The organism is Anaerostipes hadrus ATCC 29173 = JCM 17467 (assembly GCF_030296915.1).
Taxonomy (GTDB): domain Bacteria; phylum Bacillota; class Clostridia; order Lachnospirales; family Lachnospiraceae; genus Anaerostipes; species Anaerostipes hadrus.
The window spans coordinates 415,450-428,926 of the sequence record NZ_AP028031.1; the positions used below are offsets into that span (position 1 = coordinate 415,450).

General features: G+C 38.6%; 14 protein-coding genes. 6 read left to right on the plus strand and 8 right to left on the minus strand.

From position 1 onward, the window contains the following. Positions 1 to 14 precede the first annotated feature (14 nt). From QUE18_RS01950 to QUE18_RS01960, 3 genes are read left to right on the plus strand one after another with little or no spacing between them, the layout of a single operon-like run. Complete coding sequence (locus QUE18_RS01950; protein WP_008393996.1) at positions 15 to 1,196, plus strand: CaiB/BaiF CoA transferase family protein; 1,182 nt, start codon at positions 15 to 17, stop codon at positions 1,194 to 1,196. A gap of 28 nt (positions 1,197 to 1,224) precedes the next feature. Then, positions 1,225 to 1,689 (plus strand): hypothetical protein, encoded by a 465-nt coding sequence (locus QUE18_RS01955; RefSeq protein WP_009264568.1) that lies wholly within the window; start codon positions 1,225 to 1,227, stop codon positions 1,687 to 1,689. Between the two features lie 30 nt (positions 1,690 to 1,719). Then, positions 1,720 to 2,091, plus strand: coding sequence for a hotdog fold domain-containing protein (locus QUE18_RS01960; RefSeq protein ID WP_009203270.1), 372 nt, complete (start codon positions 1,720 to 1,722; stop codon positions 2,089 to 2,091). A gap of 130 nt (positions 2,092 to 2,221) precedes the next feature. Here QUE18_RS01960 and QUE18_RS01965 read toward each other — a convergent pair whose 3' ends face one another. The 8 genes from QUE18_RS01965 to QUE18_RS02000 form a co-directional block, all read right to left on the minus strand. Next, positions 2,222 to 3,094, minus strand: a complete 873-nt coding sequence (locus QUE18_RS01965; RefSeq protein ID WP_081018796.1) for a MerR family transcriptional regulator — start codon at positions 3,092 to 3,094, stop codon at positions 2,222 to 2,224. A 238-nt stretch (positions 3,095 to 3,332) separates the two neighbouring features. After that, a complete protein-coding gene (locus QUE18_RS01970; RefSeq protein ID WP_040344101.1) occupies positions 3,333 to 4,589 on the minus strand; it encodes a Zn-dependent hydrolase in 1,257 nt (418 codons plus the stop codon). A 24-nt stretch (positions 4,590 to 4,613) separates the two neighbouring features. Further along, positions 4,614 to 5,051 (minus strand): threonine/serine exporter family protein, encoded by a 438-nt coding sequence (locus QUE18_RS01975; protein WP_009203267.1) that lies wholly within the window; start codon positions 5,049 to 5,051, stop codon positions 4,614 to 4,616. A gap of 15 nt (positions 5,052 to 5,066) precedes the next feature. After that, positions 5,067 to 5,843, minus strand: coding sequence for a threonine/serine exporter family protein (locus QUE18_RS01980; RefSeq protein ID WP_009203266.1), 777 nt, complete (start codon positions 5,841 to 5,843; stop codon positions 5,067 to 5,069). Between the two features lie 50 nt (positions 5,844 to 5,893). Further along, on the minus strand, positions 5,894 to 7,273 hold the full coding sequence (gene hydA / locus QUE18_RS01985; RefSeq protein ID WP_008394003.1) for a dihydropyrimidinase: 1,380 nt from the start codon (positions 7,271 to 7,273) through the stop codon (positions 5,894 to 5,896). A 33-nt stretch (positions 7,274 to 7,306) separates the two neighbouring features. After that, a complete protein-coding gene (preA, locus tag QUE18_RS01990; protein WP_008394004.1) occupies positions 7,307 to 8,563 on the minus strand; it encodes an NAD-dependent dihydropyrimidine dehydrogenase subunit PreA in 1,257 nt (418 codons plus the stop codon). Positions 8,564 to 8,579: 16 nt separating this feature from the next. Continuing rightward, positions 8,580 to 9,788, minus strand: coding sequence for an FAD-dependent oxidoreductase (locus QUE18_RS01995; protein ID WP_008394005.1), 1,209 nt, complete (start codon positions 9,786 to 9,788; stop codon positions 8,580 to 8,582). 47 nt (positions 9,789 to 9,835) lie between these two features. Further along, on the minus strand, positions 9,836 to 10,291 hold the full coding sequence (locus tag QUE18_RS02000) for a DUF1097 domain-containing protein (RefSeq protein ID WP_009203265.1): 456 nt from the start codon (positions 10,289 to 10,291) through the stop codon (positions 9,836 to 9,838). 457 nt (positions 10,292 to 10,748) lie between these two features. Between QUE18_RS02000 and QUE18_RS02005 the strand changes: the two genes are divergently transcribed. The 3 genes from QUE18_RS02005 (at position 10,749) to QUE18_RS02015 (ending at position 13,440) form a co-directional block, all read left to right on the plus strand. Beyond that, entirely contained in the window at positions 10,749 to 11,198 is a 450-nt protein-coding gene (locus QUE18_RS02005) for a hotdog fold domain-containing protein (protein ID WP_015530672.1), read from the plus strand. A 216-nt stretch (positions 11,199 to 11,414) separates the two neighbouring features. Further along, the gene (locus tag QUE18_RS02010) at positions 11,415 to 12,200 is read left to right on the plus strand and encodes an IclR family transcriptional regulator (protein WP_009203264.1); all 786 of its coding nucleotides are present in this window, start codon (positions 11,415 to 11,417) and stop codon (positions 12,198 to 12,200) included. A 304-nt stretch (positions 12,201 to 12,504) separates the two neighbouring features. Beyond that, a complete protein-coding gene (locus QUE18_RS02015) occupies positions 12,505 to 13,440 on the plus strand; it encodes a Gfo/Idh/MocA family protein (RefSeq protein WP_009203263.1) in 936 nt (311 codons plus the stop codon). Positions 13,441 to 13,477: the final 37 nt, after the last annotated feature.

A 13,477-nucleotide genomic window follows, 5' to 3' on the forward strand; every position in this document is an offset into this window, starting at 1 on the left:
TAGGAGGTGTCGAAATGAAAAAAGCATTGGAAGGAATTAAGGTAGTTGATCTTACTTCAGCTTTAAGTGGACCGTTTTGCACGATGATGTTAGCTGATTATGGAGCGGACGTATTAAAAATCGAGCCTCTACACGGAGATCAGTGCAGAACATGGGGTCCAATTGATGAAAAGAGCGGAGAGAGCGGATTTTACTGTTATGTAAACAGAAATAAAAAGGGTGCAACATTAAACCTGAAATCTGAAAAAGGAAAGCAGATGTTTTATGATCTGGTAAAGGATGCAGATATTCTTGTTGAGAATTATCGTGGCGGGGTTACAAAGAAGCTGGGGATTGATTATGAGACGGTAAAGAAGATCAATCCATCCATTATCTATGCATCCTGTTCCGGATTTGGACAGTATGGACCATTAACACACAGAGCCTGCTATGATATCGTGGCGCAGGCAATGGGCGGAATGGTGAATCTGACTGGTTTTAAAGATACAGATCCAGTCAAAGTTGGTCCATCTGTCGCAGACCATGTATCAGGGATTTATTTAACAGTTGGTGTATTGGCAGCCCTTCATCATCGTGATATGACCGGAGAAGGGCAGCAGGTTGATGTATCTATGTTTGATACAATATTCAGTCTTCTTGAAAATGCCTTAGTGAATTATACAATGGCAGGGGAGATATCGCAGAGAAATGGAAACATAGACCCATCCATTGCTCCATTTGATATTTTCCCTTGTAAGGACGGATTTACAGCACTCGGGGTAGGAAATGACAGATTATTTGATACATTTTGTCATACGATCGGACATGAAGAGCTGCTTGGTGATCCAAGATACGAAACCAATGATCTAAGGTGTAAGAATTACCTGCCGGAACTGCAGGAACTGATCCGTGGATGGTGTATGGAACATACAAAGAAAGAGATTGAATATATCATGGATGAAGCAGGAATTCCATGTGGACCGGTATTAGATGTAAAAGAAGCGATCGAACATCCACATACACAGGCAAGAGAGATGATGGTTCACTGCGAACATCCTACGGCAGGAGATCTTTATTTCCAGGGATGTGTTACGAAGATGTCAGAAACTCCAGGAGTTGTAGAAACGCCTTCCCCACTTCTAGGAGAGCATAACAGAGAGATCTTTGGATTAACCGAAGAAGAAGAAGCACAGTTAAAAGAAGAAGGCGTAATTTAATTACTTTTATTTCATAAGGAGGAGCAACATGAGAAAAGTATCTTATTTAAGTTACAATATGACGACAGCGGATGCAAATAATCCAGATGGAATCGTACCAGTTGGACGTCAGTTTGACTTTATCGGAGATGTTGAAACAGAAGAAATGATCTTGGTAGATGGAGATGAATCTCTCTGTCTGGGATATGAAGATGTAAAGATCTATCAGGATGTGTATGTAGGAGATATGATGGAGTACAAAGCTACTTTAACACATATCGGAAATACATCAAGAGACTGTAGGATTGAAGTATTTAAGCTGGCTACACCAGCATACAGAGCTGGGAAAGAAGACTACAAACCAGGAGATATGGTATGGTTTGATGAGCCTGTATTATGTACAGAAGGTAATGTAAGACTGGTTGTTAAGAAACACTTACAACGTGGAGAACAACCAGATGGAGCAGTTATTGATCCATGGCGTCATCTGGATGATTTTCCAGAAGATGAATAAAGTACATAAGACAGATTGAAAGGAGAAAGAATGATGAAAGATACAATCACTTTTCGTTATAGAATGTCAGACCGTGACGTATTTTACGGTGGTGGAGTTGTAAATGGTGCCAGAAGTATCACACTGATGGAAGATGCAGCAAAACGTTTGATGGCAAAAACATTTGGAAATACAGGAAGATGTGTAGAAGTTAAAAAAGTTCGTCTTTACACACCATGTTTTGCCGGAGATTATATGGAATATATCGCTGGAATCAGAAAACAGGAAGGAAATAAAGTACTGATCGAAGTCCGTTCTTTTAGGATAATTGAAGTACCAGCAGATCCTCCATATCCAAGTTCTATTGATGTTCTGGAAGATCCACCATTATCAACAGTTGTACAGTTCTGGTATGAATATTAGATCTTATAAAGCTCATTCATAGTATTAATAAATAATAAACCTGGCAAAAAGGCTGTAAATTCTTTGGGGTAAGCAAAGAAGTTTACAGCCTTTTTGGTGTGCATTCTTATTTTGTATAACAAATATTAATTTATTTACTCTCTTTCTCGACAGGGATAATGATCTTAGTCACCCTGCGAGTTTCATCGTTGACATCCAGAGGGGAAAGGATGAATTCTTCTGTTGCTGGTCCTGTAACAGTGTAGCCATTCTGGCGGATCCATTTCATCATCTGGATATAAGAAGTCGGGATATCCTCATAGTTACCGATATGGATCATGGTTACGGCATCAAAATCCCCGAAATCACGAATATCATCGGTAGAAGAAGTATCCTCGATATGGACTGCAAATTCGACCATGGAGTTTGCTGAGAGGAACTTGTTCATGATATTATCTTCATAAAATGTTACATAAACAGGTCCCATGATCTTATGTTTGGAATGCTCTGCTTTCCGAAGAATGGAGATCCATCGGTCTAAGGACATCTCAGAGTAATCATATCCTTCCATTTCAGAACGGTCATACATTAAACTGATCTTAGGAATATGTTCAATAGAGATTGCAAGGTCTTCGGAAGGAAGAGAAGAAGATGCTTCTAGAATATCAATTCCATTTTGAATCTTTTGGAGCAGATAGCTGCATTCGGTGTACTGCTCGATCCGCTTCATGATATCATCTCGCATCGTCTCAAGATGTGAATTGATATTCGCCTCAAGGGACTGAGCATCGTTCTCAGATATGATCTGCCGGATATCTTTTAATGGAAAGCCCATTTGTTTTAAAGTTTTAATGATCATCAGATTGACGATCTGTGATTTTGAATAATAACGGTAGTGCGTACTGTCGTCTCGATAGTCTGGTGTGAATAATCCGATCTCATCGTAATAGCGTAAAGTCTTCTGGGGTATATTACAGAGGGTCGATAATTCGCCGATACAGTAGCGCGCTTTTTTAGCTGACATAAATTACCTCCGATTCATAAGCAATAAGAATGCGAATCATAAAATAAATATTACCTATCTGTTCATTATATCATAAAAGATGGATAAATCATAGATGATTTTATTCAAAATGCATAAAAATAAAAAGATAATTCTTATAGAAATTGTATAAAATACACAGAAGAATAAGAGATATATCCTAGAGGATATATCTCTTATTCTTGACTTATATGAGGAAGATATTATTAGCGAAATGTATTTATTTTGCGTCACATTTCAATACGGCATTTAATAATACGGAAGCACCCTGTGTGCACTGTTCTGGAGATGTATATTCAGGTTCACAGTGAGAATGTCCGTCTTTAGATGGAACGAATACCATTGTTGTAGGAAGCATATAAGCTGCGAACTGAGCATCATGTCCAGCACCGGAGTTGATCTTCTGGTTAGAATATCCAAGTTCATCAACAGATTCCTGAACGTAAGAAACAAGTTCTTTGTCATAGTAAACAGTATCACGTGTCCATGCAATTTCATAATCAGTCTTGCATTTTACGACTTCTTTAGGAATATTTTCAATTACTTTGACAACCTGTTCGATCACTTCTGGTTTTTCATGACGTGCATCTAATGAGAATTCTACATAATCAGGAATTACTGTATGTACGTTTGGATGACAGAAGATCTCACCTGTTGTGTAAACAAGTTCTGGATCTAATTTGTCTAATTCATCATGCAGGTACTGAAGAACTTTAGAAGCTCCATATAAAGCATCCTGACGATACTTCATAGGAGTTGTTCCTGCATGGTCAGACTGTCCATAAACTTTGATCGTGTAGTTAACCATTCCAAGAACGCAAGTAACAACACCAATGTCATTTCCAGCGGCTTCAAGGATAGGTCCCTGTTCGATATGTAATTCGAACATTGCTTTGTAATCTTTGTTATTTAAACGGTTTGATTTGTCACCTTTGTATCCAGATGCATCAAGGGCAGCACCGAATGTCTTTGTAGCATCAAGAACAGAAGTAGATTTTAACATATCTTCATGTTTGAAGTTTACACGGATATCTTCTGGAAGATAGTCATAGCAGATAACACCGGAAGACATCATTGCTGGTGGATATAAGGATCCTTCTTCATTTGTCCAGATCATAGCTGTTAAATTATGTTTATGAGGGATGTTCTGGTCAGCAACTGTTTCAAGAACTTCCATAGCTCCCATAACACCTAAGATTCCGTCATAATTTCCACCGTTCTTTACGGAATCACAGTGAGAAGCCATTACGATTCCAGGAAGATCTGGTTCACTTCCAGGAAGTGTTGCATATAAGTTCGCCATATCATCAAATTTAATTGTAGCTCCGATCGCTTCCATGCGGCGTACAAACTCACCTCTTGCCTGCAGTGCTTCTGGAGAAAGGGAATAACGAGTGATTCCGCCGTGTCCGGCATCTCCGAACTGACTCATTGTTTTGATCTTGTCTGTCATTCGTTCTAAACTGCATTCGTACATAATAGTTACCTCCTAAAGATTGATTTACTTTTTTAATAAATTTAATTTGCTCACGTTCCAACATACCATGGCGGTAATGATACCAGATGCGATCGCTCCACCTGTAATAACTGCTTCTAAGCCACGTTCGGCAAACATTTTAAAATTCGTCTGAATGGCATTTCGCATCATATAATAAAGTGCGGCTCCTGGAATCAATGGGATCATGCCTACTACCAGATAAAGAGTGGAAGGTGATTTCGTTTTACGTGCCATAAGTTCGGAATAGATTCCGAGAAAAAAAGCTGCTGCAAAATATTGCCGTTCATAGTGAGATATAAAGGATCCGCTGATCAGATATACACACCAGGAGAGGTCTCCGCCTAAGGCTGTGAAGAACAGCCATTGTCCGCGCAGATTAAACAAAAGCGCAAACCCAAGAGATCCAAAAAATGCAGCAATGATCTGTATATATGGATTCATGGTACAAGCCTCCTTTTACAGCAGATAGTAAGCAATGGCAAAACCAATGGCGATGGAAGAAGAAATAAATAATGCTTCCAAAAGCCTTGTTAAGCCGGATAACATGTTTTCTGAGATCATTTCCCTGATACAATTGGTAAACATCAGCCCAGGGATCAAGATCATGATATTTCCTATGCTTATCTTATCCAGAGAAAACATAGCGTTTGTATAAACACAGGATGCGGCCATACAGCCCGATACTGTTGATAATAATACAACCAGAAGAAAACGGTTTAGAGGCAGTGGTTGAAGGAGAAGTTCGACACACCGTATACCGATTCCGATCATACCGGAAACGGCGGCATCAGGAAGGCTGCCTCCAAAAAATATTGTGAAAGAAGAGGAGATCAAAGCATATATGAGCATGGAGGGTATTGGACCATACTTTGGCAGCGCTTTGATCTGCCTGATTTTTTGATCGACCGTTTTCATATCCGGAAGAGTGGAACACATCCTTCTGGATAAAGCATTTAAATAGAGTAATTCATATAGATTCAGGGAAAGGTTATGAATCCGTCTCGACAAGGTAATCGTGCCAAATTGCTTGGAGGAAATTGTAACAACGATCATGTAGGTCATGCAGAAGACTTCGGTCGTTTCCGATCCATATGCAGTACACATACGATAGATCGAATTTTCGACGCGTTGGACCTCAGCTCCGGAGACGAGCATTCGGCTGCCAATCTCCAGAACATTAAAGAGCATGTGTTCAGCTTGTTTCGGCGTAAGTCGTAATTTCTTTCTCTTCATAAGAATCCTCTGATTTTATAAAATTATGTTAAGTGTTTGTATTATAGGGTTTAGTGTTTTCTTGGGCTTCGTTTTACATATTCACCGAGTCCAGGTGTTCCGACAAAGTCTCCATTGTCATATACAACATTTCCACGAAGGTAAGTACGGATTGGATAACCGTGTAACTGTTTTCCTTCCCAGATCGTATGATCCAGATCAGAGTGCATATTATCAACGCTGATCGTGAAGTCTTTGTCTTTGTCGTAGATAACGATGTCAGCATCTTTACCTACACTGATAGATCCTTTGTTGTCGCATCCAAAGATCTTGGCTACGTTTGTAGAGCATAATTCAACAGCTCTCTCAAAAGTGATCTTTCCGCTATTTGCGGCATCCAGCATATATGGATATAAGTTTTCTACACCAGGGCACCCGTTAGGGATCTTTGTAAAGTCATCTTTACCCCAGTCTTTTTCATAACTCTGGAATGGGCAGTGGTCAGTAGCAACTGTATCGATCATTCCATTTTTAATTGCTTTCCATAAAGCATCCTGACTTTCCTGTCCTTTCATAGGAGGAGAGCAGACGAAGTTTCTTCCATCTTCGCGTTTGTATACGTCGCATGTAAATTCCAGATACTGTGGACATGTTTCAACGAATACGTCAGCACCTTCTTCTTTGGCTTCGATACAAGCTTCCAGACCTTCTTTATCTGCCATATGAACCAGATATAAAGGAGCATCTAAATGCTTAGCCCAGTGAACAGCACGTTTGTCGGCCTCAGCTTCTACGAATTCAGGACGGCTCATGTAATGATACCAAGCGCTTGTTTTACCTTCACTTAAGAATTTCTCTGTATAATAATCGATCAGATCAGGGTTTTCAGCGTGGATATTGATCATCGCTCCAAGTTCTTTTGCACGAAGCATCAGTCTTGCAAGCATTCCGTCATCTACCATCATTCCTTCTTTTTTGTAAACAAGGAAGCATTTGAAACTTGTGATACCTTCAGCAACTGCCTTTTCCATTTCTTCAAGGATCTCACCTTCATTTAAATCAGTGATGCAGCAGTGCATTGCATAGTCTACGCAGGCTTCTTTCTCTAAAACTTCTTTCTTGGAGTTAACTAATCCGCGGATCGTTTCTCCTTTGTGCTGTACAGGATAGTCGAAAATCGTTGTGACACCACCACAGGCAGCAGCACGAGTACCTGCCATGTAACTGTCAGCGGAAACAGTTCCACCAAATGGCATAGCCATATGTGTATGTGCATCTAAAGCACCAGGAAGAACTAATTTACCAGCGGCATCATAAATTTCTTTCGCATCTGCTTCAATATTTTGTGCCATGGCAGCAATCTTTCCGTCTTTCACTGCAACATCGCATAAAAAACTTTCGGTAGAGGTTACGACGGTTCCATTTTTAATGATCAAATCGAATTCTTTCATATTACTAAGACCTCCTTATCAATGTGATATTTCTTATTCGTACTTAGTTTTGATTTTGATTTCGTGTTCTTCACGTCCAGGTTTAATAACGATCTCACCAGGAGTGATACAATCCATAACAGGACAGACATTCAGGCATAGATGACATCCAACACATTTATCTGTATTTAATCTTGGACGACGAGCTTCCTCATCCCAGTCAATTGCCTGATGTCCACCATCAAAGCATGATACATAGCATCTACCACATCCAGCACAAGCATCTTCATCAAATTTAGGAAGCAGTTTGAAACTTCGATCAAGATCTTCGGCAGGAACAATATTAGGAAGGGCAAGACCTACCAGATCAGAAAGTTTTTCAATACCATTATCTTCCATGTAATGAGATAATCCGCTGATCATGTCTTCAACGATGCGGTATCCATACTGCATAACTGCCGTAGTTACCTGAAGGTTAGAAGCACCAACAAGGATAAACTCTAAGGCATCTCTCCAAGTTTCGATTCCACCAACACCAGTGATAGGCACATTAACCAGATCTGGATGCTGTTTCATCTGTGTAATGAAACGAAGAGCGATAGGTTTAACTGCAGCTCCTGAGTATCCGGAAATAGAAGATTTACCGTTTACAACAGGCATAGCAGTGATATTTTCGATATCAATATTTGTGATCGCTTTCACTGTATTGATGGCAGCGATACCAGCAGCACCACCTTCCATAGAAGCAATCGCAGGAATTTCCATATTTCCAATGTTTGGAGTCATTTTAGCGATGACAGGAAGATGTGTAGCAGCTGTAACAACTTCACAATAATGTTTTACTAACTCTGGATTCTGTCCAACGTCAGATCCCATGGCATGAGATGTCATCTGAGGACAAGAGAAGTTACACTCGATCATGTCAACACCAGCTTCTGTAACAGCTTTTGCAAGTGTTGTCCATTCTTCATCATTACTTCCCATGATACTTGCAACGATGACTTTGTTTGGATAATCCTGTTTTAAGCGGCGCATATATTCCAAGTTCACTTCTAATGGCTTGTCAGAAATCTGCTCCATATTCTTGAAACCAACCCAAGGAGTTCCTTCTTTTGTAGTGATATCAAAACGAGGAGAACACTCGTCTGGGATAAAGATACCAATTGTTTTATAATAAATTCCACCCCATCCAGCTTCAAGGGCTTTTGCACACATTTCATAGTTACTTCCTACTGGAGAAGAAGACAGGAAGAATGGGTTTTCACATTTAACTCCTAAAAAATCAATAGATAAATCTTTCTTTAATGACATAATCAATGCCTCCTTTCTATTTGTTCAGATATGCAGCGATCATAGCAGCAGCATCTTTACCTTCAGCAACAGCTTGTACAACAGTCTTTCCACCATTTACCATATCTCCACCAGTAAATACTTTTCCGCCAGCTTTGATATCTTTTGTAGTGTCACAAGCAGCCTGTCCAATAGCAAATACAACCTGATCAGCTTTCATGGTAAGTTCGGATTCATTGTCACGTCCATTAAATTTCATTGCAGTTACATGACCTTTACTACCGATGATCTCACCTGGTGCAAATTCCTGAATGATAGGAATTCCCATGCTCTGTACAGCCATAACTTCATCAATATCAGCAGGTGCTTCTTCAATTGTTCTTCTATATACGATTGTAGCTTTTGCACCCAGCTGTTTTGCTGTTGTTACACAGTCCATGGCAACGTCACCACCACCGATCACTAAAACAGTATCTCCAAGAGTCATGTTTTCTTTATTTAAGCGGGCATCTTTTAAGAAATCGATCGCACTTACAACGCCATCAAGATCTTTTCCTGGGATATCAATGACTTTAGATTTCCATAATCCTGTTCCAACGAAGACTGCATCATACTCAGCTTTTAATTCTTCTAAGCGTGCAGCATCGATCGTTTCATTAAACTTAAATGTTACACCAAGTTTTTCGATTGTTGCAATATCGAAATCAACAACTTCCTGAGGTAATCTGGAAGGAACGATTCCGTATGTTAAAACACCACCAGCTTTTTCATTTGCTTCATAGATTGTTACATCATATCCGAATAATGCTAACTCTCTTGCACAAGCTAAAGAAGCAGGACCAGCTCCAACACAGGCGATCTTTCCATCACGTTTTTCTTCTACATGAAGGAATTCCATACCCTCGCGTTTTTCCATTTCAACTAAGAATTTCTGAAGCTTTCCGATTTCGATCGGTTTATCAATTCCAGTACGGCTGCAAGCCTGTTCACACAGCTGACCATAAGGACAGACTTCTGCGCAACAACCAGCTAATGGATTGTTTTCACGGATTGTTTCAGCAGCACCTTTAATATTTCTAAAACGCAGGGAACGGATGAATTTTGCTGGATCCGTTTTTGCTGGACAGCTCTTGCTGCAAGGGGCATCATGGCAGAGAAGACATCTGGATGCTTCTTCCATGGCTGTTCTTAAATTGTAGCCCTGTTTCATTTCTTCTGCGTAAGCTTTTTTAATTACTTTACTCATCTTTATTTCACGCTCCTTTGAAAATTTGTTTCATTCTTATTTCTTAATTAATTATCTTTACCAAATTTTGCTGCCAGAAATCTTCCAGAATAATCGCAGCACACACCGAGAATATTTCCTAAGACAAGGCAGATGCAAAGCATTTTCCAATCTCCGCCACTGGCAAAAGCAGAAAAACCGCCCATGAAAGTGTTAGGAACTAAGGATAATAGATCGATCTTTGATTGATAGCAGATCAGCCAGGAGAAAGCTCCAGTTACGATCGCACCAAACAAAATGCCACTGTTGATATTTCCTGACATGATAATACACATACCCCAGAGAAGACCAACATAGTTACTGCACATGGATTTAATAAAACCGGTTTTTCCACATCCGGCTGAGAAATAAGAAGTACAGCCGACGAAGCCCATCCAGGTAGCAAGTCCAAGAACTGAACCGATACCTTGCCAGAGTCCGCAGAAAATTCCAGTGCCAAGTGCATTTGCCATAACTACACTCATATGAAACTCCTTTCTTTATTTTTCTCCACGAATGACTATGATTGTATTTTAAGGGATACATGAGATGGAATGTAAAGAGCTTATTTTCTGAAAATGAGAAAAAATATCAAGAAAAAGAAAAAAGTTTACACGTAACAGATTGTTTATAAATACAATAATTGGAAAAAGATTGACAAAAAAACGACGATATTTAGACAATATGTTTAATAACTTGCAGAAAAATTGTGCATTACTTATAAAAAATAAACAGAAACAACTCTCCAGTTAGGGGAAAGTATTTCTTGCTTCATTAGAAAAATTGAATTAAATTTTCTATATAATAGAAAGGAATTATAAATAACAGAAAAATTACAAAAATGTATTGACAAAAATACAATCCAATGTTACCATCACAGTACAAAGTAACATTTAGAAAATGATTCTAAATAATAGAACGAGAAAAATGGAGGTAAGAGCTATGATCGGAAAGAAAGTTGTACATCACATGATGATGAGTGAGAAAGATGCTCACTATGTAGGTGGACTCGTTAATGGAGCAAGAATCGTTGTTCAGTGGGGCGATGTAGGAACAGAACTGATGGTATATGCGGACGGAGATATTAGTTTGTTCTTAGGATATGAGAAAATCGAATTTACAGCACCAGTCTATGTAGGCGACTTTATGGAATATGTAGGATGGATCGAAGAAGTAGGAAACCAGTCTTACAAATGCAAGTTCGAAGCATGGAAGGTAGCAACAATGCTTGATCGTACAGATGCGGATATGGAAGGAATCGAGCATACAGCTGCAACAGCATGTGAACCACCAATTCTTTGCGCAACAGGAACAGGAAGTTTATATATTGCGAAGAAAGACCAGAGAGGACCACAGGAAGAATCATTCAAAGACTTGAAACATCGTGCATAAGATTTTAGATCGAGAGTTATATATAGAAGAAAGAGAAAAGATCAAGAGACGGATTTAGTCAAAATACCGTCTCTTTTTTCGATTATATATGAAGTGTTTCAAAATTTAGAAAAAAGTTCGAGATAGAAGAAAAATATTTTGCATAGTGAAGACGGGGTTTGATATAATGATAGTGATCAAAAGAGGATATAAAAACAGATAAACGGGAGGAAAGTCATGGCACAGGAACCAAAATATCCAGTGCAGACGGTAATGAAAGCACTGGAATTGTTAAATCATCTTGCAAAGAATACAGGGAATCTTGGAGCAGGAGTCAGTGAATTAAGCGATGCATTAGGAATCGGAAAGAGTACAGTCCATCGTTTATTAGATACACTGCAGTATTATGGTTATATTGAAAAGAGTGAAGAAACAAACAGATATCGTCTTGGCTGGGAATTATATAAAGTAGGACTGTCAGTTCCAGCACAGAACCAGTTATTTAATATTGACCGCACGCATTTATTAGAACTTGGAAAGAAATTAAACGAAACGATCGATTATGGAACAATCAAAGGAAAAGAAACGATCATTATTTCCAAGATGGAATATACGAGCAATGGCATGAACAACAGTGTAAGCCCGGGCGAGTATGAATCCATTCATGCAACAGCACTTGGAAAAGTGATGATCAGTGAGATGAGCGAGGAAGAGATTTATAAGTTATTCGAAGATAAAGAAGAACTTCCAGCATATACACCACATACGATCTTAACTGTCAGTGAGCTGATCCATGAGGCAGAGAAAGTGAAGAAACAGGGATATGGGGTCAATGACGAAGAATACTGGATTGGGATGTATTGTATGGCAGTGCCTGTAAGAAATTACACAGGAAAGATCGTGGCAGCAGTCAGTGCAAGTATTCCGGTATTTCGTGTGGATGATAAGAAGAAGGAATTTGTGTTGGATGAACTTAATAGGACTACTGGGCAGATATCTAAGGAGCTTGGGTATTTGGGGTAAAGAAATGTTATAACGCGAAAAAAGATACCAAATGATTCACTACTAGTTTGGTATCTTTTTTCATATTTGATCAAAGTTACAACATCCTGTTCTTCCCACCATTCTCTGATAAAATCTGTTTTATCGATATAAAAGCAATGATTTTCACGAAGAGAAGCAAAACCTTGATTGCCGAGAGAAATTGGTAATTGAATGATATGGAATCTCCTTTCCTGTTGTGTTTTACGTCACGCATACTATAATTATAATTGAAGAAAGAATTGATTTCCAGAAATAAAATTACACATCACGAGAGGAAAATGATATGAATTTTGGAATTATAGGATTTGGCAGAATCGCCAGAAAGTTTGTACAGGCAATTGAGGCAACAGATGAAGGAAAGATTTATGCGATCAGCTCACGTTCAGTTTCCATGGATGATCCATATTTAAAGGAACATCCAGAAGTCAAAGTATATAAAGATTATGAAGAACTGCTAAATGATCCGCAGGTAGATGCAGTTTATATCGCACTCACACATAAATTTCATAAAGAATGGATCTTAAGATCATTGGAACACCATATCCCAGTATTAAGTGAGAAACCGTTAGTGTTAACATCCACAGATGTAGATGAGATTCAAGAAAAAGTAAAGAAAACAAATATATTATGTACGGAAGCATTAAAAACAAAATTTAACACAGGGTATGATCATCTAAAAGAAGATCTGAAGAAAATTGGAAACATTCAAACAATTTATGCAAATTTCTGCTCAGATTCATTAGGATTGCCTAAGACATCATTTTTGTTTGATAAAGAACAAGGTGGGGCATTGAATGATATTGGAAGCTATGTGCTTGGATTTATTTTAGGAATCCATGAAGAAGAAATTGATAAAATAGAAACTGAGAGAAAAGATATCGAAGGTATCAATTATTATTTCAAATCAAAGATTTATTTTAAAGATGGATGCATCGCAACCGCCGAAGGTGCAATCAATCGAGAAATGGATAGATATGCAAAAATCGTCGGAACTAAAGGAGAGATCATGATCCCAAATTATAACAGGATCATTGATTATACGATCCATTGGAATGACGGTACAACAGAGATGAAAAGTTATCCATTTAAAGGAAATGATATGACAATGCAGATACAGAATTTTATGGAAGATGTGGAAAATGGAAAGGTACAGAGTGAGAAACATTGTCTGGAGGATACAAAGAAGATTCTGGAAGTTAGTGAGATGATATCGGCATAGTAAAATGCAAGAATGTAAAATTTAATGAAACAAAATC

What these genes read in the sequence shown, in the direction of transcription:
- QUE18_RS01950 (WP_008393996.1), top strand. Translation starts at nt 15, where the DNA reads ATGAAAAAAGCATTGGAAGGAATTAAGGTAGTTGATCTTACTTCAGCT.
- QUE18_RS01955 (WP_009264568.1), top strand. Translation starts at nt 1,225, where the DNA reads ATGAGAAAAGTATCTTATTTAAGTTACAATATGACGACAGCGGATGCA.
- QUE18_RS01960 (WP_009203270.1), top strand. Translation starts at nt 1,720, where the DNA reads ATGATGAAAGATACAATCACTTTTCGTTATAGAATGTCAGACCGTGAC.
- QUE18_RS01965 (WP_081018796.1), bottom strand. Translation starts at nt 3,094, where the DNA reads ATGTCAGCTAAAAAAGCGCGCTACTGTATCGGCGAATTATCGACCCTC.
- QUE18_RS01970 (WP_040344101.1), bottom strand. Translation starts at nt 4,589, where the DNA reads ATGTACGAATGCAGTTTAGAACGAATGACAGACAAGATCAAAACAATG.
- QUE18_RS01975 (WP_009203267.1), bottom strand. Translation starts at nt 5,051, where the DNA reads ATGAATCCATATATACAGATCATTGCTGCATTTTTTGGATCTCTTGGG.
- QUE18_RS01980 (WP_009203266.1), bottom strand. Translation starts at nt 5,843, where the DNA reads ATGAAGAGAAAGAAATTACGACTTACGCCGAAACAAGCTGAACACATG.
- hydA (WP_008394003.1), bottom strand. Translation starts at nt 7,273, where the DNA reads ATGAAAGAATTCGATTTGATCATTAAAAATGGAACCGTCGTAACCTCT.
- preA (WP_008394004.1), bottom strand. Translation starts at nt 8,563, where the DNA reads ATGTCATTAAAGAAAGATTTATCTATTGATTTTTTAGGAGTTAAATGT.
- QUE18_RS01995 (WP_008394005.1), bottom strand. Translation starts at nt 9,788, where the DNA reads ATGAGTAAAGTAATTAAAAAAGCTTACGCAGAAGAAATGAAACAGGGC.
- QUE18_RS02000 (WP_009203265.1), bottom strand. Translation starts at nt 10,291, where the DNA reads ATGAGTGTAGTTATGGCAAATGCACTTGGCACTGGAATTTTCTGCGGA.
- QUE18_RS02005 (WP_015530672.1), top strand. Translation starts at nt 10,749, where the DNA reads ATGATCGGAAAGAAAGTTGTACATCACATGATGATGAGTGAGAAAGAT.
- QUE18_RS02010 (WP_009203264.1), top strand. Translation starts at nt 11,415, where the DNA reads ATGGCACAGGAACCAAAATATCCAGTGCAGACGGTAATGAAAGCACTG.
- QUE18_RS02015 (WP_009203263.1), top strand. Translation starts at nt 12,505, where the DNA reads ATGAATTTTGGAATTATAGGATTTGGCAGAATCGCCAGAAAGTTTGTA.